This window comes from Burkholderia sp. IMCC1007 (genome assembly GCF_027257875.1).
Classification (GTDB): domain Bacteria; phylum Pseudomonadota; class Gammaproteobacteria; order Burkholderiales; family Burkholderiaceae; genus Burkholderia.
Map to the genome: position 1 here is coordinate 82,559 of NZ_JAPVQY010000014.1, position 24,123 is coordinate 106,681.

The 24,123-nt window shown below is 67.7% G+C and carries 20 protein-coding genes; 10 read left to right on the forward strand and 10 right to left on the reverse strand.

Going from position 1 to position 24,123, the window contains the following annotated elements:
- Positions 1 to 105: 105 nt before the first annotated feature.
- The 5 genes from O1Q03_RS15455 to O1Q03_RS15475 all read left to right on the forward strand — a co-directional run bounded on the left by O1Q03_RS15455 (position 106) and on the right by O1Q03_RS15475 (position 7,762).
- Positions 106 to 999, forward strand: coding sequence for an urea transporter (locus O1Q03_RS15455; protein WP_269504512.1), 894 nt, complete (start codon positions 106 to 108; stop codon positions 997 to 999).
- Positions 974 to 1,750 carry a class II aldolase/adducin family protein gene (locus O1Q03_RS15460; protein WP_269504513.1) on the forward strand — a complete coding sequence of 259 codons (777 nt, stop codon included), beginning with the start codon at positions 974 to 976 and terminating at the stop codon, positions 1,748 to 1,750. Before O1Q03_RS15455 ends, O1Q03_RS15460 begins: the two co-directional genes overlap by 26 nt.
- Positions 1,751 to 1,812: 62 nt before the next feature.
- The gene (locus tag O1Q03_RS15465) at positions 1,813 to 2,001 is read left to right on the forward strand and encodes a 4-oxalocrotonate tautomerase (protein ID WP_014898956.1); all 189 of its coding nucleotides are present in this window, start codon (positions 1,813 to 1,815) and stop codon (positions 1,999 to 2,001) included.
- Positions 2,002 to 2,494: 493 nt separating this feature from the next.
- Positions 2,495 to 2,716 carry a hypothetical protein gene (locus O1Q03_RS15470; protein WP_332112535.1) on the forward strand — a complete coding sequence of 74 codons (222 nt, stop codon included), beginning with the start codon at positions 2,495 to 2,497 and terminating at the stop codon, positions 2,714 to 2,716.
- A 195-nt stretch (positions 2,717 to 2,911) separates the two neighbouring features.
- Positions 2,912 to 7,762 (forward strand): NAD-glutamate dehydrogenase, encoded by a 4,851-nt coding sequence (locus O1Q03_RS15475; protein WP_269504518.1) that lies wholly within the window; start codon positions 2,912 to 2,914, stop codon positions 7,760 to 7,762.
- 15 nt (positions 7,763 to 7,777) lie between these two features.
- Here the strand turns inward: O1Q03_RS15475 and O1Q03_RS15480 are convergent, their stop codons facing one another.
- The 5 genes from O1Q03_RS15480 to O1Q03_RS15500 form a co-directional block, all read right to left on the reverse strand.
- On the reverse strand, positions 7,778 to 8,647 hold the full coding sequence (locus O1Q03_RS15480) for a class I SAM-dependent methyltransferase (RefSeq protein WP_269504519.1): 870 nt from the start codon (positions 8,645 to 8,647) through the stop codon (positions 7,778 to 7,780).
- A gap of 10 nt (positions 8,648 to 8,657) precedes the next feature.
- Positions 8,658 to 8,894: a hypothetical protein gene (locus O1Q03_RS15485; protein WP_269504520.1), complete on the reverse strand. Its 237-nt coding sequence runs from the start codon at positions 8,892 to 8,894 to the stop codon at positions 8,658 to 8,660.
- Positions 8,891 to 9,724 carry an arylamine N-acetyltransferase family protein gene (locus tag O1Q03_RS15490; RefSeq protein WP_269504522.1) on the reverse strand — a complete coding sequence of 278 codons (834 nt, stop codon included), beginning with the start codon at positions 9,722 to 9,724 and terminating at the stop codon, positions 8,891 to 8,893. The genes O1Q03_RS15485 and O1Q03_RS15490 overlap by 4 nt, the downstream gene beginning before the upstream one ends.
- Positions 9,725 to 9,848: 124 nt before the next feature.
- On the reverse strand, positions 9,849 to 10,541 hold the full coding sequence (locus O1Q03_RS15495; protein ID WP_269504523.1) for a hypothetical protein: 693 nt from the start codon (positions 10,539 to 10,541) through the stop codon (positions 9,849 to 9,851).
- Positions 10,542 to 10,868: 327 nt separating this feature from the next.
- Positions 10,869 to 12,353 (reverse strand): amidase, encoded by a 1,485-nt coding sequence (locus tag O1Q03_RS15500; protein ID WP_269504524.1) that lies wholly within the window; start codon positions 12,351 to 12,353, stop codon positions 10,869 to 10,871.
- Between the two features lie 393 nt (positions 12,354 to 12,746).
- Between O1Q03_RS15500 and O1Q03_RS15505 the strand changes: the two genes are divergently transcribed.
- The 4 genes from O1Q03_RS15505 to O1Q03_RS15520 all read left to right on the forward strand — a co-directional run bounded on the left by O1Q03_RS15505 (position 12,747) and on the right by O1Q03_RS15520 (position 17,121).
- On the forward strand, positions 12,747 to 13,181 hold the full coding sequence (locus O1Q03_RS15505; RefSeq protein WP_269504525.1) for a universal stress protein: 435 nt from the start codon (positions 12,747 to 12,749) through the stop codon (positions 13,179 to 13,181).
- Between the two features lie 653 nt (positions 13,182 to 13,834).
- Positions 13,835 to 14,083: an adhesin gene (locus tag O1Q03_RS15510; RefSeq protein ID WP_269504527.1), complete on the forward strand. Its 249-nt coding sequence runs from the start codon at positions 13,835 to 13,837 to the stop codon at positions 14,081 to 14,083.
- A 435-nt stretch (positions 14,084 to 14,518) separates the two neighbouring features.
- Positions 14,519 to 15,805, forward strand: a complete 1,287-nt coding sequence (locus tag O1Q03_RS15515) for an NRAMP family divalent metal transporter (RefSeq protein WP_269504528.1) — start codon at positions 14,519 to 14,521, stop codon at positions 15,803 to 15,805.
- An 80-nt stretch (positions 15,806 to 15,885) separates the two neighbouring features.
- The gene (locus O1Q03_RS15520; RefSeq protein ID WP_269504529.1) at positions 15,886 to 17,121 is read left to right on the forward strand and encodes a DUF2252 family protein; all 1,236 of its coding nucleotides are present in this window, start codon (positions 15,886 to 15,888) and stop codon (positions 17,119 to 17,121) included.
- Between the two features lie 30 nt (positions 17,122 to 17,151).
- Here O1Q03_RS15520 and O1Q03_RS15525 read toward each other — a convergent pair whose 3' ends face one another.
- Entirely contained in the window at positions 17,152 to 17,553 is a 402-nt protein-coding gene (locus O1Q03_RS15525) for a PPC domain-containing DNA-binding protein (protein ID WP_269504530.1), read from the reverse strand.
- A gap of 198 nt (positions 17,554 to 17,751) precedes the next feature.
- Between O1Q03_RS15525 and O1Q03_RS15530 the strand changes: the two genes are divergently transcribed.
- Complete coding sequence (locus O1Q03_RS15530) at positions 17,752 to 18,678, forward strand: ADP-ribosylglycohydrolase family protein (protein WP_269504532.1); 927 nt, start codon at positions 17,752 to 17,754, stop codon at positions 18,676 to 18,678.
- A 220-nt stretch (positions 18,679 to 18,898) separates the two neighbouring features.
- Here the strand turns inward: O1Q03_RS15530 and O1Q03_RS15535 are convergent, their stop codons facing one another.
- Genes O1Q03_RS15535 through O1Q03_RS15550 form a run of 4 tightly spaced genes read right to left on the reverse strand, consistent with a single transcriptional unit; the run spans position 18,899 to position 24,050 of the window.
- Positions 18,899 to 20,299, reverse strand: a complete 1,401-nt coding sequence (locus O1Q03_RS15535) for an MFS transporter (protein ID WP_269504533.1) — start codon at positions 20,297 to 20,299, stop codon at positions 18,899 to 18,901.
- Positions 20,300 to 20,337: 38 nt separating this feature from the next.
- Entirely contained in the window at positions 20,338 to 21,582 is a 1,245-nt protein-coding gene (locus O1Q03_RS15540; protein ID WP_269504534.1) for an NAD(P)/FAD-dependent oxidoreductase, read from the reverse strand.
- The gene (locus O1Q03_RS15545) at positions 21,579 to 22,541 is read right to left on the reverse strand and encodes a VOC family protein (protein ID WP_269504535.1); all 963 of its coding nucleotides are present in this window, start codon (positions 22,539 to 22,541) and stop codon (positions 21,579 to 21,581) included. Before O1Q03_RS15545 ends, O1Q03_RS15540 begins: the two co-directional genes overlap by 4 nt.
- Before the next feature lie 18 nt (positions 22,542 to 22,559).
- Positions 22,560 to 24,050 (reverse strand): aldehyde dehydrogenase, encoded by a 1,491-nt coding sequence (locus O1Q03_RS15550; protein ID WP_269504537.1) that lies wholly within the window; start codon positions 24,048 to 24,050, stop codon positions 22,560 to 22,562.
- Between the last annotated feature and the right edge of the window lie 73 nt (positions 24,051 to 24,123).

Genomic DNA, 24,123 nt, shown 5'->3' on the forward strand with positions numbered 1-24,123 from the left:
CCCCATTTCAGGGCATCGGCCACAAATCCTGACTATCCAGAATTCCCTATTCCGGTGCATCGGATTGTGTCCTATGCTCGCGGCTCGTCCTGTTCCGCCGCCGCCATGCCTACCGCCCGCCCAGCTTCGCCGACCATCGACCTGCGCATCCTGCTGCGCGGCATCGGCCAAATCGTGCTGCAGGCGAACGCGCTCACCGGCGCGATGCTGGTCGCCGCCCTCGCGCTGACCGACCTGCGGCTCGCGTGCGCGGCGCTCGTCGGCGCGGCTGCCGCGACCCTGACCGCCGTACTGACCGGCGCACCGCGCGCGGACGTCGAACAAGGGCTGCACGGCTTCAACGGTGCGCTGGCGGCGCTGGTGGTCGTGCTGTTCGCCCCGAGCGCGCTTGCGACACTGCCGCTGGTGCCGCTCGCCGCGATCGGCGCCGGGCTCGTGCAGCGCGCGATCCGCACGCCGCTCGCGAAATGGCGGCAATGCCCGTATTCGAGCCCGTGCCTCGTCGTCACCACGCTATGGCTGCCGTTTGTCGCGGCGCAGCATGCCGGCGCGGTGTCTACCGCTCCCGCTCCGACGCTCGAATCGCTCGCGCCCGCGCTGCTGTCGGGCATCGCACAAACCACGTTCGCGCAAGGCGCGTGGTCCGGCGCACTGATCGTCGCGGGCATCGCGGTCGCATCGCGACGCGCGGCCGCGCTCGCGCTGGCCGGCGCGCTCGCGTCGACCGCGCTGCTGGTCGCGCTCGGCGCGAGCGGAGGCACGTTCGCCGACGGCCTGCTAGGCTTCAACGGCGCGCTCGCCGCGCTCGCCTTGATGTCGCGCGGCACCCGCGCGGCACTGGCGGCGGCCGCGCTGGCCGCGCTGATCCAGTGGCTCGCGATGCAAGCCGGCATCGTCGCGCTCACCGCGCCGTTCGCGCTCGCGTCGTGGATCACGGTGGCCGTCGCGCGCCGCTTTACCCTCGGAGAAGCCGATGTCGTCATTCGCACACCGTCCTGATGCCGTGAAGCCCGGCGGTCCGATCTCGGACGCCGAGCGCCGGCTGCGCGTCGATCTTGCCGCCGCCTATCGCCTCGTCGCGCTGAACGGCTGGGACGACCTGATCTACACGCACCTGTCCGCGACGGTGCCGGGCGAACCCGGCCATTTCCTGATCAACCCGTTCGGTCTCACGTTCGACGAAGTCTGCGCGTCGAACCTCGTGAAGATCGACCTCGCGGGTAACCGGATCGGCGATAGCGAACACGCGGTCAACGTGACCGGCTTCGCGCTGCACGCGGCCGTACACGCCGCGCGGCCGGACGCCGTCTGCGTGATGCATCTGCACAATACCGCCGGCATCGCGGTGTCGATCCAGCGCGACGGATTGCTGCCCGCATCGCAGCACGCGCTGAGGTTTCACGGCGACCTCGCGTACCACGACTACGAGGCGCTCGCGTTCTCGCCGGCCGAAGGCGCGCGGCTGACCGCGAACCTCGGCGCGAAATCCGCGATGCTGCTGCGCAACCACGGCACGCTGACGGTCGGCCGGACGGTCGCCGAAGCCTATGTGCTGATGGATACGCTGATCAAGGCGTGCGACATTCAGGTGCGCGCGCAGGCATGCGGCGGGCCGCTGGTGCTGCCCGCACCCGCCGTCGCCGACCGCACGGCCGAGCAGTTGCGCGACGGCGGCGCGATCGAGGGCGAGCTGGAATGGCCGGCGCTGCTGCGCCGCCTCGACCGGATCGACCGGTCGTATCGCGACTGACAAGCCATCGCCGCTGCTATCCCGACGAACCTTTCCCACACCAACCATCGGAGCATCCAGTCATGCCGACTTTCAATATCCAGTTGTTCGAAGGCCGCACGGTCGAGCAAAAGCGCGCATTCGTCGAAGCAATCACGCGCGTCACGTGCGAGACGCTCGGCTGCGACCCGGGCTCGGTCGATATCATTCTTGCCGACGTGAAGAAGGAGAATTGGGCCACGGCAGGGAAGCTGTGGAGCGACGAACGCTGACGAGCGCCCCTGGTTCTACGTGCGTTCAGCCGGTGGACGCACGCTGCCGGATATCAGCTTTTTCTCTCGAAAATCGGCACCGGCAATTCGAATACGCTAATGCGAGCAGCTATCTCGATATATTGCCGTTGACAAAATAGAATCCTCCGATCAGGAAAACGCGTATAGGGTGACGGCATCTCCGGCAACGGCGGCCTGCTCCATAGCTGTCGGGCAGCGATTCGACGCAACGTTGCGATTTACGGAGGATTTGGCGGTCGTCTATACGACGGAGCCAGGGCCGACGAACTTCATTTTTATCGGCTCCGAAGCCAGATCTAGCGCACTTAATACGAGGCCAGAACCCCGTCACTCCTCCGCGTGTGCCCAATGGCGAGCAATGTGCCGGGCGAAATGCTCTGCAATGACTTTGCCAACCGGCAATTTCGGATTCAAGTTCTGGAACTGCGTCAACAGTTGTAACGCGTTGGCGGGATGTTAAAAGGTGAACCCAATGATTTCTGACAAACAAATCGCGAGTATGCTGAACGACATGGTCTTGCAAATGGGAGCCGAATTGGATCGCTCGCTGCTGACAGTCAAAGCATCGTGTCCCGATTCGGAATTCCTCGCGTATCGTGACTTCGTGTCGCAGCTGCTGACCACGATGCTGCTCGACTTCATGAATCCGCTCTACGCGCGGCATCCCGACCTGAAGCCGCCCGACCTCGCTTGACCCGCGCGCGCAACGCCGGGAAAACCCGTCGCGCGCGCCCGTTGCACGCCCCCGTTGCACGCCCCCGTTGCACGCGCCCGCTTCCCGCCACGCCGTTGTGCGCCCGCACATCGCGCCGTCACGCAATCGGCGCATCAATCGGCGCATAATGCCGGACAAACGCAGCAGCCAATGGCCACCCGACAGGAGACCGCCATGGAAGCGAAGAACGAGGAAGTCGTCGAACACCTGCTCTCCGACGTCGTCGAGTTCGCGCGCGGGCGGCTGCCCGAAGCGACGTTCCGGATCGTCGAACCGTTCTTGCGTCACTACTACGATTTCGTCGACGCCGACGATCTGCAGAATCGCAGCATCGCCGACCTCTATGGCGCCGCCATGGCGCACTGGCAGACCGCCCAGAAATTCGTGCCCGGCAGCGAACGCCTGCGCGTGTACAACCCGATCCTCGAACAGCACGGCTGGCACTCGGATCACACGGTGATCGAGATCGTCAACGACGACATGCCGTTTCTCGTCGATTCGGTGACGATGGCCGTCAACCGCCTCGGGCTCGCGCTGCACTCCGCGCTGCATCCGGTGTTCCGCATCTGGCGCGGCACCAACGGCGGCATCGAGCGCGTCGACGCCGGCGGCGCAACGTCCGACGACGGCCGGTCGCAACTCGCGTCGTTCATCCACTTCGAAGTCGACCGCTGTGGCGACACCACCTTGCTCGACACGCTGCGCGACGACATCGCGCGCGTGCTCGGCGACGTGCGCGCGTCGGTCGAGGACTGGCCGAAGATCGTCGACATCGCGCGCGCGACCATCAAGGACATGAAGGCCCGCGAATCGACCGCGGAAGACATCGAAGCGCGCGCGTTCCTCGAATGGATGGTGGCCGATCATTTCACGTTCCTCGGCCAGCGCGACTACGCGCTGGTGTCCGACGGGACGGGCTTCGGCCTGCGCGGCATGGAAGGCTCGGGCTCCGGCCTGCTGCGCGAAGCGCTGCGCCCGCCCGGCGCGCCGGACGTGACGCCGCTGCCGCCGGCCGCCGCGGAGATCATCACTGGCCCGTGGCCGATCTTCCTGACCAAGGCGAACTCGCGCGCGACCGTGCACCGCCCCGGCTATCTCGACTACGTCGGCGTGAAGCTCGTCGGCGCCGACGGCAAGGTGCTCGGCGAACGCCGCTTCATCGGGCTCTACACGTCGACTGCATACATGGTGTCGAGCACCGAGATCCCGATCGTGCGCCGCAAATGCGCGAACATCGTGCGGCGCGCGGGCTTCCTGCCGAAGGGGCATCTGGGCAAGTCGCTCGTCACGGTGCTCGAAACCTATCCGCGCGACGAACTGTTCCAGGCCGACGAAGACCAGCTCTACGACATCGCGCTCGGCATCCTGCGACTGCAGGAACATCAGCGCACGCGCCTGTTCGTGCGGCGCGACCGCTTCGACCGCTTCGTGTCGTGCCTCGCATTCGTGCCGCGCGACAAATACAACACCGACCTGCGCCGGCGCATCGCGAAGCTGCTGGTCGACGCGTACAACGGCGTGAACGTCGAATTCACGCCGCTGCTGTCGGAATCGGCGATCGCGCGCATTCATTTCGTTGTGCATGCGGAACCGGGCACGATGCCCGACGTCGACACGCGCGAGCTCGAAGCGCGGCTCGTGCAGGTCGCGCGCCGCTGGCAGGACGATCTGGCCGACGCGCTGCTCGACGCATTCGGCGAGGAGCAAGGCAACCGCCTGCTGCAGCGCTATGCGGATTCGTTCCCGGCCGGCTATCGCGACGACTATCCGGCGCGCACGGCCGTGCGCGACATCGAGCTGATCGAACGCGTAAAGGAATCCGGCCAGCTCGCGATGAACCTGTACCGCCCGATCGAGGCCGAGCCGCGCGCGTTCCGCTTCAAGGTGTATCGCGCGGGCGACCCGATCGCGCTGTCGCGCAGCCTGCCGATGCTCGAGCATCTCGGCGTGCGCGTCGACGAGGAGCGGCCGTACCGGATCCAGACGCAGGATGGCGCGCATGCGTGGGTGCACGACTTCGGGCTCGAACTCGCGGACGATACCGAATTCGACATCGAGCGCGTGAAGGGCCTGTTCGAGGACGCGTTCGACCGCATCTGGAGCGGCCGGATCGAGAACGACGATTTCAATCGGCTCGTGCTGCGCGCACACCTGAGCGCGCGTGAGGTCACGATTCTTCGCGCGTATGCGAAATACCTGCGGCAGGTCGGCTCGACGTTCAGCGACGCGTACATCGAGCGCGCGCTGACCGGCAATCCGGCGATCGCGCGACAGCTCGTCGAGCTGTTCCTGCTGCGCTTCGATCCGGCCACCGGCGGCTCGGGCGGCACCCGCGACGTGCAGGCCGAACGCTTGCTGAAGGCGATCGAGACGGCGCTCGACCAGGTGCCGAACCTCGACGAAGACCGGATCCTGCGCCAGTTTCTCGGCGTGATCAACGCGACCCAGCGCACCAACTACTTCCTGCGCGACGCGCACGGCGAACCGAAGCCTTACCTGTCGTTCAAGTTCAACCCGGCGAAGGTGCCGGGCCTGCCCGAACCGAAGCCGATGTTCGAGATCTGGGTGTACTCGCCGCGCGTCGAGGGCGTGCACCTGCGCGGCGGCCGCGTCGCGCGCGGCGGCCTGCGCTGGTCCGATCGCCGCGAGGATTTCCGCACCGAAGTGCTCGGGCTGATGAAGGCGCAGATGGTGAAGAACGTCGTGATCGTGCCGGTCGGCTCGAAAGGCGGCTTCGTCGTGAAGAACCCGCCGCCGCCGAGCGATCGCGAAGCGTGGATGCGCGAAGGCATCGCGTGCTACCAGACCTTCCTGCGCGGGCTGCTCGATTTGACCGACAACCTCGCCGGCAACGCGATCGTGCCGCCGCGCGACGTGGTGCGGCACGACCCCGACGACCCTTACCTCGTCGTCGCGGCCGACAAGGGCACGGCCACCTTCTCCGACTACGCGAACGCGATCTCGCACGAATACGGCTTCTGGCTCGACGACGCCTTCGCGTCCGGCGGCTCGGTCGGCTACGACCACAAGAAGATGGCGATCACCGCGCGCGGCGCATGGGAATCGGTGAAGCGGCACTTCCGCGAGATGGGCGTCGATACGCAAACGACCGACTTCACCGTGGTCGGCGTCGGCGACATGTCGGGCGACGTGTTCGGCAACGGGATGCTGCTGTCGCCGCATATCCGGCTCGTCGCGGCGTTCGATCACCGGCACGTGTTCCTCGACCCGAACCCCGATCCGGCGACGAGCTTCGCGGAGCGCCAGCGGATGTTCGCGCTCGAACGTTCGAGCTGGGCCGACTACGATACGGCCACGATCTCGGCGGGCGGCGGCGTCTATCCGCGCACCGCGAAAACGATCCCGCTGTCGCCGGCCGTGCAGGCCGCGCTCGGCATCGACGCGCACGCGCTGCCGCCGACCGAGTTGATCCGCGCGATCCTGCAGGCGCCGGTCGACCTGCTGTACAACGGCGGCATCGGCACCTACGTGAAGGCCGCGCACGAAACCCATCAGCAGGTCGGCGATCGCGCGAACGACGCGGTGCGCGTGAACGGCGCGGACCTGCGCTGCAAAGTGGTCGGCGAAGGCGGCAATCTCGGCTGCACGCAATTCGGCCGCATCGAGTTCGCGCAGCGCGGCGGGCGCATCAACACCGACGCGATCGACAACTCGGCCGGCGTCGATTGTTCGGATCACGAAGTCAACATCAAGATCCTGCTCGGGCTCGTCGTCAGCGACGGCGAGATGACCGAGAAGCAGCGCAATGCGCTGCTCGCCGAAATGACCGACGAAGTCGGGCTGCTGGTGCTGCGCGACAACTACTACCAGACGCAGGCGCTGTCGATCGCGGGCCGTTACAGCGTCGAACTGCTCGACGCCGAGGCGCGCCTGATGCGCTGGCTCGAACGCGCGGGCCGACTGAACCGCGTGATCGAGTTCCTGCCGACCGACGACGAGATCGCCGAACGGCAGGCCGCGAAACAGGGCCTCACGTCGCCGGAGCGCGCGGTGCTGCTCGCGTACAGCAAGATGTGGCTCTACGACGCGCTGCTCGAATCCGACGTGCCCGAGGATCCGCTCGTCGCCGCGATGCTCGTCGACTACTTCCCGAAGCCGCTGCAACAGCGCTTCAGCGAACCGATGCACCGCCATCCGCTGCGCCGCGAGATTTTGGCCACGCACCTGACCAACGCGCTCGTCAACCGGGTCGGCTGCACGTTCGTGCATCGGCTGATGGAGGAAACCGACGCGAAGCCGGGCGACATCGTGCGCGCGTGCATCATGGCGCGCGACGTGTTCGATCTCGATGCGGTGTGGCGCGACATCGACGCGCTCGACAACCGGGTCGCCGATGACGTGCAGGCGCGCATGTTCGTCGACGTCGCGCGGCTGCTGGAGCGCGCGGCGCTGTGGTTCCTGCGGCATCTGCAGTCGGGCGCGGTGGCCAACGGCGGCGTCGCCGGGCTGATCGCGCGCTGCCGCGATGCGGTACAGCGCATCGCGCCGCAGTTGCCGTCGCTGCTGCCGGCCGACGTGCTCGACGCGCTGTCCGAGCGGCAGCGCGTGCTGGTCGACGCCGGCGTCGACAGCGCGCTGGCGGTGCGCGTCGCGAGCGGCGACACCTCGGCCGCGCTGCTCGACATCGCCGAAGTGGCGACCACCTGCAACCGCAGCCTCGAACTCGTCGCGGGCGTCTACTTCGCGCTCGGCACGCTACTCAATTACGGCTGGATCGGCGAGCGCGCAGCGGCACTCCCGACCCCGACGCACTGGGACATGCTGGCGCGCGCGGCCGCGCTCGCGGAAGTCGCGCGGCTCAAGCGCGCGCTGGCGAGCAGCGCCCTGTCGGAATCGTCGGATTCGACCGCGCCCGAAACGATCGTCCACACGTGGCGCGAACGCCGCGAGGCCGCGCTGCAGCGTTACGAGCACCTGCTCGCCGACCTGCGCGCGTCGGGCGGCGCGAGCCTCGCGGTGCTGCTCGTGGTCGTGCGCGAGATGGCCGTGCTCGAGCGTGCGTGAGCCGCGGTCGCGGCGCTACACCGTCGCGACGAGCAGTTCTTCCGCGTTGTTCGGCGGGCGCAGGCCGTCGGTGCGATCGGCGAAGTAGCGGCGCGTCAGCTCGGCCGCCGAAACGTGTTCCGCCTTCGCAAAGCCGGCTTCCCGCGCGAGCGCCTGGATCTCGTCCGGCATGAAGAAGCTGACGAACGGCGTGCCGCTCGCACGCGCGCCCTTCGCGGCCCTCTCCAGGCCCGGACGCACGTCCGGATCGGCATGCTCGAGCGGCAGCAGGAACGTCATCGCGAACATCGAGCCCGGCGCGAGCGATGCGACTTCGCGCAGCGCCGCCGCGTTGGCTGCGCGCGTCAGGTACATGCTGACGCCGGTGGACACGACGACCGCCGGCTTGCCCGCATCGAAGCCGGCACCAACGAGCGCGTCGCGCCACGCCTGCTTCGCTTCGAAATCGACCGGCACGAATCGCAGCCAGTCGGGCACGCCGAAGCCGAGTTCGACCAGGCGGCGCTGCTTCCAGCGCTGCGGCGCCGGCTGGTCGACTTCGAACACCGTCACGCGCGCCGCCATGTCCGGCCGGCGCTGCACGAAACTGTCGAGGCCCGCGCCGAGGATCACGTACTGGCGCACGCCCCGCGCGGCCTGCGCGACGACGAGATCCTCGATGAAGCGCGCCCGCGCGACGATCGACGCGCGAAACGGCCGCGTGAACTGCGGGTCCATGTCGCCGCGCTGCTGCCAGCCCGGCGCCGGCGCGAGCAGGCGCAGGCCGACTTCGTCGGCGAGCACGTGCGGCGGCGCATCGAGTTCGACGTGCAGCGCACGCCACAGCGCGACGCGCGCGGCGGTGCTGTCGGGGGCGTCGGGGGCATCGTGGTGCGGGTCGGTCATCGTCGTCTCCTCATGCGTTCGGCTTGCGCCGCGCCTGCAGGCGCCAGACGCGGCCGTCGGGATCGCGCACGGTGCACGTTGCACGGTGCACGTTGAATTGCTTCACTTCTTCGTCGGTCATGAGAGCGAGTACGCTGGCAATCTGGCAAATATCAAACACGGAATCCAGAACCAGCCACCGCAGCGGCGCGGCGGCGCGGCGGACGGCCCGGCACCCGGCGCCGACGTCGCGCCGCCCGGCGCTCACATGCTGTTCGCGCGCGCCGCCACCCGCGCGAACAGCGCGTCGAGATCGAAGCCGGTCGTATCGATGCCGATCGTGTCGCGCAGGCACGCCCCCCATCGGGCCGCATCGTCGAAGGTCGTCGTGCGCCCCGCGCCCGTCGCGTCGCGCATCGTCAGCGCGGTGTTGAACAGCGCCGCGCGGCCCTCCGGCAGCACGCGGCACGCAATCAGGTCGTTCACGAAGATCGATTCGGGATACGTCGACGTGAACCAGTTCGCGGCTTCGTAATCGATCCACTCGGCCGGCTTCAGCGAAAAGCGGTAGGTGGTCTGCCAGCCGTCGGGAATCTGGAACTGCATGTCGAACTCGCCGTCGACCGGCGCGTCGACAACGCGAAACGCGCCGTGCGGCGTCGACTGTCGCTCGCCCGGCACGAAGCGCAGCGGCGCGGTCAGTGTCGCGCTGCCGAAGCCGATGTCCGCGAGCCAGGTCGCGCCGTCGAGATCGATGCGCAGCAGCATGTGCGTCTGCGCGGTGACGGCCTCCGGCGGCCGCATCCAGCGCACGCGCGCGATCAGCGGCGTCACGCGAAAGCCGATCGTCGTGAGCGCGGTGTAGAACAGCTTGTTGAGTTCGAAGCAGTAGCCGCCGCGGCGGTGCCCGACCACCTTGTCGACGATCGCCGGCAGATCCAGCGCGACGCGCGCACCGGTCAGCGGATTGAGGTTTTCGAACGGGATCGCCTGCGGGTGCAGCAGATGCAGCCGGCGCAGCACGTCGAGCGTCGGCTCGGCCGGGCCATCGTAGCCGATGCGGGCGAAGTAGCGCGGGAGGTCGAACGAGTCAGTCATGAACCGGCACCGATAACGGGAGACTCGCCACGATAGCATCGAGCGAAATCCCCATGTTATGCGGGGCCATCCCGGCGAGCCGCACGCGACGCCGGCACCGCGTCGCGCACGGCAGGCGGTGCCGTTACGGCAGCAGCTTCAGCGCGGACGATGCGACCGACGGCACCGAAATGCCCTGGCTCGTCGCGAACTGCACGGCCTGGCTGAGCGTCGCCGCGAGCGACTGCAGTTGCCCCGGCGCGCTTTGCGCGATATATGACGCGGCCTGCATGTTCTGCGGGCTCAGGCCCGACTGCAGCAGCGACGCGGCGCTCGTCGAGCCGAGATTGCCGAGCCCCGACTGCAGCTGCGAATACTGCGTGAGGCCCTGGCCGAGCGACGCGAGGCCCTTGCTGAACGCCTGCTTGTCGACCGGGCCCTGCGTCGCGCCGCCGCTCGCGAAGGCCTGGCCGAGCGCCTGCGACACCGACTGCTGCGCACCGCCCATCTGCGACAGCGCGGCCGGCGTCAATGCGTTGCCGCCGGCCAGCAGGCCGGCAGCCTGCTGCGCCTGCCCGGCCGCACCGGTCAGCCCCATCGCCGACGCGAGCGACGACTGGCCGACTAGTACCTGCTGGTTCGCGCCAACGTACGCCTGCATCAGCTGCGCGACGCCGCCCTGCGCGGGCGCGGCCTGCTGCTGCCCGCCGCCGAGCAGCGCCGATCCGATCGACTGCAGGTCGAGTTGCGCATGCGCGCTGCCGTTCACGCCAAGCAGGATGCCGAATGCGATGCCCGCCGTTGCGAGCTGCTTGCCCGTCGCGCGAATGTGCTTCATGTGTTTGCCTCGTGCCGGAATGATTGAGGCCGACATTTTCGAAGCGCGTCGCGCACCGCCGCAACGACTGAAACACATCGAAACGAAATCGCTCGCCGGTGCCGCTTGCAATTCCGCTGCCGCGTTACGTCACGGCCCGCATTCATTCGAACCGGCTGCGCGATATCAAGCGCGCATCGGGGATTCGTTCCTTTTCCGCATCAATATTGCTTGTTGCGGGTTTCCACATCGCGTTCTGACGCGCAAGACGGCGGGCGCGCATCGGCATGCGCCGCCGCCGACCGTTGCCGATCGGCCGGTCGCGCCGCGCGTCAGGCGGCCATCCAGTCACGCGGCCATCCAGCCCGGCACGCGCTGGCCGACCCAGTCGGCCGCCCGCTCGTAGCCGCGCGCGAGCTGCAGCACGGCAAGATCGGCGCGCGGCCGCCCGATCAGCTGCATCCCCATCGGCAGCCCCGCGTCGTTGAAGCCGACCGGCACGCTGATCACCGGGCAGCCGGCCAGCGTCCACGGCACGACCGTTTCCATCCAGCGGTGGTACGTATCCATCGCGCGGCCCGCGATTTCCTTCGGCCAGCGCTGCTCGACGTCGAACGGAAATACCTGCGTGGTCGGCGCGGCGATGAAGTCGTAGCGATCGAAGAAACTCAGCACGGCCTGATGCCACGCGGTGCGCTCGATGCTCGCGTCGAACACCGCCGCACCCTGCATCGCGAGCAGCCCTTCGACCTCGTAGATCGCCTCGGGCTTCAACAGCGCGCGCCGCGCCGGGTCGCGATAGTGCGCGAGCAGCCCGCCGCCTGACAGCAAGTGCCGATGCGCGAGCCACAGGCGCCAGATCCGGTCGGGCGCGAACGCCGGCAGCGCGGCGTCGACGTCGCAACCGATCTCGCGCAGTGTCGCCAGGCCCTTTTCGCACTGCGCGAGCACGCCGGGTTCGGTCGCCAGATAGCCGTTCCAGTCGCCGACCCATGCGATGCGCTCGCCGCGCAGATCCCTGTCGAGCGGCGTCGCGAACACGGCCGGATCCTCCGCGAGCGACAGCGGATCGTTCGGATCGAAGCCGGCCTGGATCGACAGCAACTGCGCGACGTCGCCGACCGTGCGGCCCATCGGCCCTTCGATGCCGAGTTGCTGCATGAACACGTCGACGCCCGGCCAGCGCGGCACGCGGCCCTGCGACGGACGGAAGCCGTAGATGTTGCAGAACGCGGCCGGATTGCGCAGCGAGCCGCCGAAGTCGCTGCCGTCCGCGACCGGCAGCATTCGCGCGGCCAGCGCCGCCGCCGTGCCGCCGCTGCTGCCGCCGGCGCTCTTCGTCAGGTCGTACGGATTGCGCGTCGCGCCGTGGATTTCGTTGAACGTATGCGAACCGAGGCCGAATTCCGGCGTATTGGTCTTGCCGATGAAGATCGCCCCCGCCGCACGCATCCGCGCGACGCCGACCGAGTCCACCTGCGGCACGTTATCGCGGAAGATCGGCGAGCCGTAGGTCGTGCGCAGCCCCTTCGTCATTGCGAGATCCTTCGGCGCCTGCGGCATCCCGTGCAGCCAGCCGTGATACTCGCCGCGCGCGAGTGCGGCGTCCTTTTCGGCGGCTTCGGCGAGCAACGTGTCGCGATCGCGCAGCGAAATCAGCGCATTCACCGCCCCGTTTACGCGCTCGATGTGATCGAGATACGCGCGCATCGTCTCGACGCAGGACACCGCCTTGCTGCGGATCGCCGACGCGAGTTCGCCGGCCGACAGGCGCACGATCGGGTCGACGGTGATGGAGGCGGGTGCGAGAAGCTGCGGGGCGCCGTGCGGCATGCGGAGTCTCCTGAAATCGGAAGGTGGCTGGCCGCGTGACGGCGGCAGACCGCCCCGGTTCGGCCGGAACGGGCCGCGCCGCGGCCGAGGATGCTCTACTCTACGCGACGCCGCATGGGCGACCTCCGATATTTTCCGTCGCGATTCATTGCGGATCCGACTAAATCGAGGCGGCGCTCCGCTCGACCGGACAACGTCCGTCGCGCCGCCGTTCGGCCGGCCCGCCGATGAAAACATTTATGCGCATAAACTTAAATTTCTTATATTTCCAATAGGCGCCCCTCAAACGCAGCGGGACGTTGACGACATTTTTACGCGGCCGCCCGATCTCTTTAGATTCCGTGATCCGGCGCCCCGCTACGCTGGAAGCATCTCGATGACGGGGCACTCTCCATGCTCAAGCTGCTGGTTCCGATCGGTCATTCGCCCCGCTCGCTTCAGGCCGTCCGTCACGCGACGTTCCTGTACCGCGAACGCTGCGCGTCGGAGATCGTGCTGATCAACGTACAGGCGCCGCTCGAGGCGACGCGGCTCGAGGCGTTCCATCCGCTGTCGCGGCTGCGCTCGATCGAGGAGAAACTCGCGTGCGACGATCTCGCGATGGCCGAGCGGATCCTGCGGGAAGCCGGCGTGCGCTACGGCGTCGTGAAGAAGGTCGGGCCGGTGGCCGATACGATCGCGGCCGTTGCGGCCGAAACCGGATGCGACGAAATCGTCGTCGTCGCGCCGCGCCACGATCCGTTTCACACGCTGCTGTCGATGTTCCGGCGCAGCATGCTGGCGCGGCTCGTGAGGATTTCGAATGTTCCGGTGACGGCGGTGCAATGAGCGGTGCGCCCGCTTCGTATCGCGGGTTGCTTCGCGAGTTCCTTCGCGACACGTGTTGCGCGGCATTGCGGCTCAAGCGCGCTTCAAGCGCGGCTGAAACGCCGCTGAAGCGACGTCGAAGCGACGTTGAAGCGCCGATGCACGGGCCCGAACGAACACAGGAATCGAAGCGCGCAACGGCAGAGCGACCGCTTTCGCGCGGTGCTTACTTGATCGCCTTGCGCCAGAACAACAGATAGGTCGCCGCGGACGACGCCACCAGCAGGATTGCCCACAACGGCGCCAGACTGATCAGCACGGAAGTCACGTTAAGCATTTGGATTCCTCAACATTTCGATAGCGATGTTCAATACGTAGCTGCTTCGTCAGGAACCGATGCGCTCATCGCTCGCCGCCCATCGCGTTCCGTTAAAACATGCATTCATGCTATCGCTCTGAGCAGCCGCTCGACCGTCGTGCCCCGCCCGTCCTCTGATATTCGTCAAAGGCGCGTCAATCGCGCGCCTGCACCCCTGTTTTTCCCGCCCGGAACACAAGAAAATGGGACTCGATCGCCGCTGCAGCGCAACGTTTCAGCAGACGTTTACCGGGGGAACCCCCAAGTGTTTCTTGGAACCGGTCCGCGTTACGCTAGGGCAACTAGGAGACGAACCATGAGACGAACCGTACACGTCGTTTTTTTCGCGCTGCTGGTTTACCTGATCGGCGACCGTGCAATGCTGCACGCGCAAGGCCGCGATGCGAGCCCGCTGGCGTGCTCGCAGGCTGCCGAACAGGTCAAATACGACGCACTCAGCCGCGGCTTCGGCAACGCGGCGGCCGGCAGCCAGAGCGAGGCCTTCAGGTCGAGTTGCCTGGTGACCGGGCGCGGTGCGCCGGACGTTGCGATGGCGTCCCGCTGACGCAAAACGACCGCCCGGTCGGTTGCGTGCGCATCGAACCGACCGCCCGAAGCGCGTCGTAGCCGGCACGCGTCGTCGTTTTCCCGTTGTGCACTGCCGCAACCGTCGACGTGCGGGTAACGCCCGCACGCCGTCGAAACGGCGCGCGCGGCACATGAGCGGCCCCGGCAGTACGTCACGCGCGCGTTCGCCATAACGGCGGCGGCGTGTCATCCGGCACGCCGTCCGCTGCAGCCCGACACGGGCCGCCGACGCGCGCGGCCGCGCCGCGCATGTCCTCCCTCTCCTGCATCCTCCGCTTCCGCACGCGCGGAACAGATCTGCGTTCCGTAGCAGTTCGCTCCCGCCGGTCATGTGCCGACCACGATCGCGCAACGCCGCCGCCCGGGCATGACGATTGCGAGTCGATTGCCCTCTTCCCATCGGGTCGCAATCATGGACGACAACGAATCCCTCGATTCGGCGGAACAGCGTCCCCGCACGGTGACATGGTTGCGGCGCCTCGGGCCGGGCCTGATCACCGGCGCCGCCGACGACGATCCATCCGGAATCGGCACGTACTCGCAGGCCGGCGCGCAATTCGGCTTCGAGCTGCTGTGGGCGCTGTTGCTGACCTATCCGCTGATGACGGCCATCCAGCTCGTGAGCGCGCGAATCGGCCGCGTGACCGGCAAGGGGCTCGCGTCCAACATGCGCGCGCACTACCCGCAATGGCTGCTGTACGCCACCGTCGCGCTGCTGGTGGTCGCGAACGTGATCAACATCGCGGCCGACCTGTCGGCGATGGGCGCGGCCGCCGCCCTGCTGCTGCACGGCCCGCAACAGCTCTACGTCGTCTGCCTCGGCGGCGTATCGGTCGTGCTGCAGATCTTCGTGCCGTACGAACGCTACGCACGCCTGCTCAAATGGACGGCGCTGATCCTGCTCTCGTACGTCGCGGTGGCGCTCATCGTGCCGGTGTCGTGGTCCGACGTGGGTCGGGCGATCGTGCGGCCGCACGTGCAGCTGAGCGCGGCCTACTTCACGACCGTCGTCGCCGTGCTCGGCACCACGATCAGCCCTTATCTGTTTTTCTGGCAAGCATCGCAGGAAGTCGAGGAATTGCGTGCCCAGCCCGACGAACACTCTTTGCGCCACGCGCCGCACCAGGCGCCCGCTCAATTGCGCCGGATCAGCTTCGATACCTGGGTCGGCATGGGCGTATCGAACGTCATCGCATTCTTCATCACGCTGACCGCAGCGGCGACGCTGAACCTGCATCACATCGACGTGAAGACGTCGGCGGATGCCGCCCGCGCGCTCGAGCCGCTCGGCGGCCATTTCGCGTACGTGCTGTTCGCGCTCGGGATCATCGGCACCGGCCTGCTCGCGTTGCCGGTGCTTGCCGGGTCCGCCGCGTATGCGGCCGCGGGCACCTTCCGCTGGCGCAACAGCCTCGCGCTGCAACTCGGTGTCGCGCGCGAATTCTATGCAGTCATTGCACTGGCGATCATCGGCGGCGTCGCGATCACGTTCATGCATTTCGATCCGATCCGCGCGCTGTACTGGAGTGCGGTCATCAACGGGGTGGCCGCCGTCCCGATCATGGTCGTGATGATGCTGATGGCCGGCAGCAAGCGCATCATGGGAGAGTTTGCGATCAAGGGCACGCTTGCATGGGGCGGCTGGACCGCGACGGCGGCAATGGCGATCGCGGCGCTGGGCATCTTCGTTCCGGGATGATCTGAACCATTCGCATGCCTGATCAACCGGACCGGCATGCGCCACACCATGCATGCCGCGCGACGACGAAAGGAGGCATCGTGACAAAGAAATCCGCAGGATCGGCACGGGCGCCAGCCAGCGACCAGCGGGAGGCAGTGCTCGCGACGCTGCGCAGCCGCAAGATGGCGCGCTCGATCCACGCGTACACGCGCGGCAGCGCCGACCGCTTTTATGCGTGGCTCGCGAACCGTCGCCCGGGCACGCTGCCCGAAGGCCCCGCGGTGTGGATCTGCGGCGACTGCCATCTCGGCAATCTCGGGCCGGTCGCGGCGAAGACGGGCGAAGTCGCCGTGCAGATTCGCGATCTCGATCAGAGCGTGATCGGCAATCCGGCTCACGACCTGCTGCGGCTCGGATTCTCGCTCGCGACCGAGGCGCGCAGCTCCGATCTGCCCGGCATCATCACGTGGCGGATGATCGAAGCGCTCGTCGACGGCTACGAGCAGGCATTCGACAGCCGGCGCCGCGACGAAACCAGCAACATGCAGCGCCCGACGGCAGTGAAGATCGCGATGAAAGCCGCGTTGCACCGATCGTGGCGCAAGCTCGACCGCCAGACGATCAAGAACGTCACACCGCACATTCCGTTGGGCAAGCGGTTCTGGCCGCTGTCCGAACAGGAGCGGACCGCGATTCACACCTTGTTCGAATCTGCAACGGCTTCCCCGATCAGCGCGGCACTCAGCCGTGCGGCGCGCAGCGACGCCAAAATGACGGTGCTCGACGCGGCCTATTGGGTGAAGGGCTGCAGTTCGATGGGCCAGCTCCGCTTCGCGATCATGCTCGACATCGACGACGGCTGTACCGATCGGCATCGGCCGTATCTGATCGACATCAAGGAGGCCGCGGTCGCCAAGGCGCCGAAACATCGCGGCGTGCGGATGCCGCGCGATGCGGCGCAACGCGTGCTCGAGGGCGCGCGGCATCTGTCGCCGATGCTCGGCAGCCGGATGTGCGCGGCGCGGCTCGACGGGCATTCCGTCATCATCCGTGAATTGATGCCGCAGGACCTGAAACTGGACGTGGAGCAACTGTCGGAGGACGACGCTGTGGAGGCCTCGCGCTACCTGGCCCTGATCGTCGGGCGCGCGCATGCGGCACAAATGGACGGCGCGACGCAACGTGCGTGGTGCGCCGAGTTGCGTCGGCAGCGCCCGAAGACCGTCGACGCACCGTCATGGCTATGGCGAAGCATCATCGAACTGATGTCCATGCATGAGCAAGCCTATCTCGAACATTGCCGGCTTCACGTACTCGGCAAGACGATCCGCTGAAGCGGCGCGCATCGCGAACCCTGCGCCCGTTCAGCCCGCCGCCGGGCGAATCACCAGTTCGTTGAAGCCGGTGCCCGCATCAGGTTCGCGGGAAAAACGATGCGCGGGCAACAGCAAGAGCAGTATCTCGGCCGTCGTGCGCACCACGCATCCGCTCGCGACATGCCCGCCCGATACGCGACCGTGCGCGTCGGACACCGACATATGCAGGTGCGCGCCGTCCGGCGATACCGAACCGGCGAGCGTCAGGATCTCGAGGTCGCCGCGCAGTTCGGTCGGCGCGTCCACGCCGGCAAAACGCAGCTGCGCGACGTTCAGGCTGCCGATGCCCTGGATGACGAACGCCGCGTGCGCGCCGAGCCCGCGCAACGCATGCTCGATCGACGCGCGCAGATCGTCGCCGGGGGACAGGCGCAGAGGATGGGCTTGCATGGTCGTAACGTACTCGCAGTTCCAGGTTTCAACAAAGAGTACGTTTCGCCATGCGATCCGGCAAGGGATCGGCCGGAAGGAACCCCGCTCGCCGCATTTCGTTCGCACCGCACGCGCGTATCGGCTAGGCATTCGGACGCGATTCGTCTAGTCTGCACGGTATTGCGCGGCACGCGCCGGCTCCTCGAACACGATCCGATGACCGCCATTCCGAACCGACCATCCCGCCTGCGCGGCGGCCTGCTTGGCTTGCTGATCGGCGACGCGCTGGGCGTCCCGTACGAATTCCACGCCGCGTCGGCACTCCCGTCAGCCGCCGCGATCGACATGACGCCGCCGCCCGGCTTTGCGCGCACGCACGCCGGCGTGCCGCCCGGCACCTGGAGCGACGACGGCGCGCAGGCGCTCGCGCTGCTCGACGCGCTGTCGAACGACCGCGGCCTGAATCTCGACACCTTCGCCGGCAACCTGCGCGACTGGCTTCATCGCGGCGCGTTCACGCCGGACGGCCGCGTGTTCGACGTCGGTCTGCAAACGCAGCGCGCCCTTCACGCACTGGCGGCCGGCACCGCGTCCGCCGCGGCCGGCCCCGCCGACGAGCGCGACAACGGGAACGGATCGCTGATGCGCTGCTTTCCCGTCGTCATGGTCGCCGCGTCGCGCGACGAAGCGATCCGGCTTGCGCGCAAGCAGAGCGTCGTCACGCACGCGCATCCGCGCTCGCAGCTGTGCTGCGCGCTGTATGCGCTGACGGCGCTCGGAATCGTCGACGGCCAGCCGGCGGCCGATGCGGTGCGCACGGCGGAAGACGAGCTGCTGGCGCGCTACGAAGGCACGGACGACGCGCTCGAACTGACGGTCGTGCTCGACGGCCGCTTCGATGCGCCGCAAGGCTCGGGCTACGTGGTCGACAGCTTCTGGTCGGCCATCCATTGCCTGTTGTCGACGGACAGCTACGAAGACTGCGTGAAGCGCGCGATCGCGCTTGGCAACGACACGGATACCACCGCGGCGATCGCGGGCAGCCTCGCCGGTGCATTGCATGGCGAGCAGGCGCTGCCGGACCGATGGGTCGCGATGCTGCGTGGAAAAGACATGGTCGAGGGCTGGCTCATGCAGGCATGAGCGTGTCGCATGCGCTGCGGCCGAGCGTAGGATCGGACGCAGTGGCCGCAGAATCGTGAAATCCGCGATCGCAGGATCACGTCAGATTGCGCGCGACACGCTCGGCAGCCTGCGCCGGATCGGTGAGCGGCGCGAACGACGAATAGCGCATGGCCTCCACATCCGACCAGATGTCGAAGAATGCGTGCGCATCGCTGTCAGCCGCTGCTGCCAGCCGCGCTTACGCCTCCAGCGCTTCGAGCACCTTGCCCTTCGTCTCGATCCCGACGAAGTGCACGGTCGCCGCCGCGATCAGCGGAACGATGCCGATCAGGTAGAACGCCGGCGCGAGGTTGCCGCCGATGATCGCATGCGGCACGATCATCGGTGCCGCGAACGACGCGACCTTCAGCCATGCGCTGCCGAGCCCGCAGCCCGACGCGCGGATGCTCGTCGGATACTGTTCCGGCGTATAGACGTACGCGGTGATGAAACCCGACGCCATCAACCCGAGCGACAGCGAGCAGAAGGTCGCGACGACGTACACCGACGACGCGTGATAGACGCCCGCCAGCGCCAGCGACAACGCGCACAGCACGAACGACCACACGATCACCGGCTTGCGGCCGAGCTTGTCGACCAGCAGCGCGGACGCGAGCGAACCGAACACGCCCATCACCGAGCCGATCACCGCGAGGTTCAGCGCGAGTTGCAGCGGCGCGTGATAGAAGTTCTTGTAGATGGTCGGCAGCCACGTCGACAACCCGTACTGGATGAACCCGCAGGTCGCCCACAGCGTCGCCACCGCGATCGTGCGCTTGCGATATGCGGCGCTGAACAGGTCGCTCATCCGGCGCTTCGGATGCTGGCGCACCATCTCGTCGAACGCAGCCGCTTGCGTGACCGGCGGCAGCTCGCCGCGCACCGACGCTTCGAACACGCTCACCGCGCGCCCGGCTTCCGCGAGCCGGCCGCGCGACGCGAGCCAACGCGGCGATTCGGGCACGAGACGGGTGAGCAGCAGCGCGAGGATCAGCGGCAGCCCGCCGACGAAATACATGATCTCCCAGCCGAAGCGCGGCACGAGCCAGGCGCCGAGCGCCATCGATACCAGCAAGCCGATCGGGAACACGATTTCGTACAGCAGCACGAACCGGCCGCGGCCGTGCGCACGCGTGATTTCGTTGATGTACGTTGCCGCGACCGGCAGCTCGCCGCCAAGGCCCAGGCCCTGCAGGATCCGCAGCAGCACGAAGATCTCGAACGTCGGCGCGAAACCACACGCGATGCTGGTAATGCCGATCACGGCCGAGCTCCACGCAATCGCCTTCACGCGGCCGTGCTTCTCCGCGAGCGCGGGAAACAGGAATGCGCCGATCAGCTGACCGATCGCGCCGGACGCGATCAGCATCCCGATCTGCGTCGGCGACAGCCCCCACTTGTGAATCAAGAGCGGCAGCGTCGCCGCGATCGTGATCACGTCGAAGCCGTCGAAGAACGTCGCGGTGCCGATCAGCACGCGTGCGCGGATCTGCATCGAGTTTGCCGGAAGCCGCTCGAGCCGCGCGATGATCGCGCCGGGCGTCGAGGCGGCAGCTTCCATCGTGGCCCTGCCGGCCACGACGTTGTCGAAAGTGCTCATGCGGGGTGTCTCCTGGATCCTTTTGCCGGGCTGGCCGATCAGGCAAGCGCTTTGGTCGTGTCTGCCAGGGCTTCCGTATCCACTGCCCGGCCCTGGTTCATCCACTTGCGCGCGAGCTTCAGCTCGCGTGCGTTGTTGACGGCGATGACTCCTCTCACGTGTCCATCGCCCACGAAAAACAGCGTCGCGCGGCGCGCGCCGAAATCGCCGCGCACGACGAGCTGTGCGTCGGCCGGCAGATCACCGAGGATCTGCAGGTTCACGTCGTACTGATCGGACCAGAACCACGGAATCTCCGCGTACGGCGCACGCACGCCGAGCACGGCTTTCGCGGCCGCGATCGCCTGGTTCTGCGCGTTCGCCCACGATTCGAGGCGCACGCGCCGCTTCAGCCAGCCATTGTGATGGTTCGCGACGTCGCCGCACGCGAAGATCGCCGGGTCGCTGGTCGCACCGAATTCGTCGACGACGATGCCATCGTCGATCGCCAGTCCCGCATCGCTCGCGAGCGTCGCGTTCAGCGCGAGGCCGATGCCGGCCACCGCGAAATCGGCGTCGATCGTCGTGCCGTCGGCGAGCGTCGCGCGCACCTTCGACGCGTCGTCCGGCTGCGCATCGAGCGACGCGAGCGCCGCGCCGAGCCGCACGTCGACGCCGTTCGAACGATGCAGATCGAGCAGGAAGTCCGACACGATGTGCGGCACCGAGCGGCCGCACAGACGCGGCGCGCCTTCGACGACGACCGCGTCGACGCCGAGCTTGCGCGCGGTCGCCGCGACTTCGAGGCCGATCCAGCCGCCCCCGATCACGAGCACGCGCCGGCTCGCGCGCAGCTTCTCGCCGAGCGCGGCCGCTTCGTCGAGCGTGCGCAGGTAATGCAGGTTCGGAGTCTTGACGATTGCATCGGGCAGGCGGCGCGACGTGCCGCCGGTCGCGATCACGAGCCGGTCGTATTCGACTTCGCGGCCGCCTTCGGTCTTCACCACGCGGCGCGCGCGATCGATCGACGCCGCGCGTTCCGGCTGCCAGGCCTCGACGTTCAGCGCAGCGAATTCGTCCGGACGCACGACGCGAACCGTTTCGATATCGGCGTCGCCGGCCAGCACAGCCTTCGACAGCGGCGGGCGCTCGTACGGCAGATGCGGCTCGTCGGCGATCATCACGAGGCGACCCGCGAAGCCTTCCGCGCGCAGCGTCTTCAGCACCCAGCCGGCCGCCTGGCCGCCGCCGATCACGACGACCGTGCCCGGCGCGGCATGCTCCTGTGTGTTCCCTTCGTTCACGATTTCCGCTCCGTCATGAACTTGCCTTCCGGCGCCTTCGCGTTCTTCTGCCGGCGCGTGTTGCCGTCGAGGCCGCCGTCGACGGCCCATTCGGCGAACACGGTCGGGCCCGGTTCGAATTCGCGCGGCTGCCACTCGGGCGTCAGCACGTCTTCGTCCGCGTAATACTCGATCAGCGCGCCGGCCGGATTCTGGAAGTACCAGAAGTACGCGGACGACACCGGGTGACGCCCCGGGCCGAGCTGCGTCTCCCAGCCGCAGCGGTCGATGTGCATGCCGCCGCCGAACACTTCGTGAATGTCGCGCACGGTGAACGCGACGTGGTTCAGGCCGCGCTTGCCATTGGGCAGCGCGAGCAGGAACAGGTCGTGGTGGCCGCCGTGCGGCGCGCAGCGCATGAACGCGCCGCGGCCCGGGTAGCGATCCGACGTCTCGAAGCCGAGCAGCTCGTGATAGAACTTCTCCTGCGCGTCGAGGCAGTTCGTGAAGAACACCACGTGCCCGACCTCGACCGGCTCGGCGCGCGCATAGATCGGGCTCGGCTGGTCGACGCGCAGCGTTTGGCCCCACACGTTCGACGGCGAGCCGGTGATGTCGAGTGCGCGCTTGCGCGTCACCTCGATGCGGATCGCCATCCCGTTCGGATCGATGCAGCCGACCGCATCGTCCTGCGCGCAATAGCCTGGCTGGCCGGCCAGCTTCGTGCGCAGCGCATCGACTTCCTGCTGCGTCGCGACGCCCCACGTGACTTCACGCAGCGTCGGACCTGCCTCGAACGCGGGCGGCAGCGACGGATCGTCGGCCTTCACGACGAGCACGGTGCAGCCGTTCATCGTTTCGAAGCGTGCGCGCGTATCGTCGTGCGCGACTTCCTTCAAGCCCCAGTCGGCGAAAAAGCGCCGGCACGTCGCGAGGTCGTCGACACCGTACGTGATCTGCTCGATACCCAAGATGGTCATTGCGTCATTCCCCTTCGCTCAGTTCGCCCACGGCAGCGGCGCGTCGTTCAAGCCCCAGTAGAGGCTCTTCTGCTGCATGTACTCGCGGATACCGAGACGCCCCTTCTCGCGGCCCATCCCGCTCTCCTTCCAGCCCGAGAACGGCGTGGAGATCGAAAACAGCTTGTACGTGTTGATCCAGACGGTGCCCGTCTCGAGTGCGCGCGCGGTGCGCCATGCGCGCTTGTAGTCGCGCGTCCAGATGCCGGCGGCGAGACCGAACACGCTGTCGTTTGCCTGCGCGATCAGCGATGCCTCGTCGTCGAACGGCATCGCGACCAGCACCGGCCCGAAGATTTCCTCCTGGCAGATGCGCGCGCTGTTCGGCAAGCCTTCGAGAATCGTCGGCTGATAGAAGAAGCCGTCCTCGCGCCCGTCGCCCGACGGCCGCTCGCCGCCGCACAGCAGGCGGCCGCCCTCTTCCAGCCCGAGCGCGACGTAGCGCTCCACCGATTCGCGATGCTTCGCGGTGATCAGCGGGCCCATCTGCGTGTCGGGACGCGTCGGGTCGCCCACGCGCAGCTTGCGTGCGCCGGCCACCAGCCGCTGCATGAATGCGTCGTACACCGAACGTTGCACGAACAGCCGCGAACCGGCGATGCACGCCTCGCCCGACGAGCTGAAGATCCCGTACAGCACGCCGTTGACCGCGTGGTCGAGATCGGCGTCGTCGAACACGATCGTCGGCGACTTGCCGCCGAGTTCCAGCGACACCGGCATCAGCTTCTCCGCCGCGATGCGCGCGATCCCGCGGCCCACTTCGGTGCCGCCGGTGAACGACACCTTCTTCACGAGCGGATGACGCACCAGCACGTCGCCGATCACCGAGCCCTTGCCCGGCAGCACGCTCAGCACGCCCTTCGGCACGCCGGCTTCCTCGCAGATACGAGCCAGCGCGAGCGACACGAGCGGCGTGACCTCGGCCGGCTTCAGCACCACCGCGTTGCCGCCGGCGAGCGCCGGCGCGAGCTTCTGCGCGTCGGATGCGATCGGCGAGTTCCACGGCGTGATCGCCCCGATCACGCCGATCGGCTCATGCACGCTCATCGTCAGGTAGTCGCCGCGCGACGGTGTCAGTTCTTCGTCGAGTGTTTCAAGGCATGCCGCGAAATAGCGGAACGTGTTGGCCGCGCTCGCGACCAGCACGCGCGTCTCGCTGATCGGCTTGCCGTTGTCGCGACGCTGCAGGTTCGCGAGCGCCTCGTGACGCTGCATGATCAGGTCGGCGATCCGGTACAGCACCAGCGCGCGCTGATGCGGCTTGAGCCCGGCCCAGTCGGCGCGGCGCCACGCGGCGTCGGCGGCCACGACGGCGTCGGCCGCGTCTTCCGCGTTCGCCGTCGACACTTCCATGTTCACCGACTGGTCGGCCGGATAGATGCTCGCGTAAGGCGCGCCACGGCCGCGCCGCCACTCGCCGCCGATCAGGATGTCGCCGTTGGGTACGAGGCTCGTATCGAAAGGAGTCATGTCACAAGTCCCACAAATCTGTCTGTGCGCTGCCGCCCGCGCCGTGGCGCAGGCGGGCGCTCAATGGCCCGGA